Source organism: Bacillus sp. HY001, from assembly GCF_007558965.1.
Taxonomy (GTDB): Bacteria; Bacillota; Bacilli; order Bacillales; family Bacillaceae_G; genus Bacillus_A; species Bacillus_A mobilis.
Genome location: NZ_VLTE01000271.1, coordinates 1 through 540, shown reverse-complemented (window position 1 = coordinate 540; position 540 = coordinate 1). Strand labels below are relative to the sequence as shown.

The following is a 540-nucleotide window of genomic DNA, read 5'->3' as shown; positions in this document are numbered from 1 at the left end:
TTTTAACTGCTAGTAGTTGTAAGTGGTGAATCGAAAATTTACTTTTAAATTCTTCACCTAGTAAACGTAACTCTTCTTGTGTAACATCATTAATTTTAGACATAAAATGGGTCATCCTTCCATGCGGTATGCATGGAAGGATGACCCATTTAGTTAAATTTTATTCATTTTCTTAACTTGATGGCTATGGCCTATATGGGCAGCTTATTTTATTTTTGGCTTAGCGTGGTTTTTTCCGAAATGCTGGCTATACCAATACTAGATTTAATTTAAGATTTACAAACTATTAATCAAAGAAATTATTCAATTCCTTACTCATTACGTTCGATGTTTTGGGCTTTGGTTTCTCATTTTTATTAAGCAGCGACTGCGTAGTATTATTCTTATTTTTTTGATGAGATTTTAAGTGCTCTTGGCGTTCTTTATAACTCATAGGTTTATATTCTGGTTGCTTCTCATCATTTTTCGAATGCTCTTCTCTATTTTTTTCTAAGTTTTCTTGTACCGTAATACTAATAGATTCGTAAACTTTTGCTACAT

General features: G+C 31.3%; 1 pseudogene. It reads right to left on the bottom strand.

Features of this window, described 5'->3' with window-relative positions:
• Positions 1-286: 286 nt before the first annotated feature.
• Positions 287-540, bottom strand: a pseudogene (locus tag FOT98_RS31235) (DNA translocase FtsK); the annotation flags it as partial.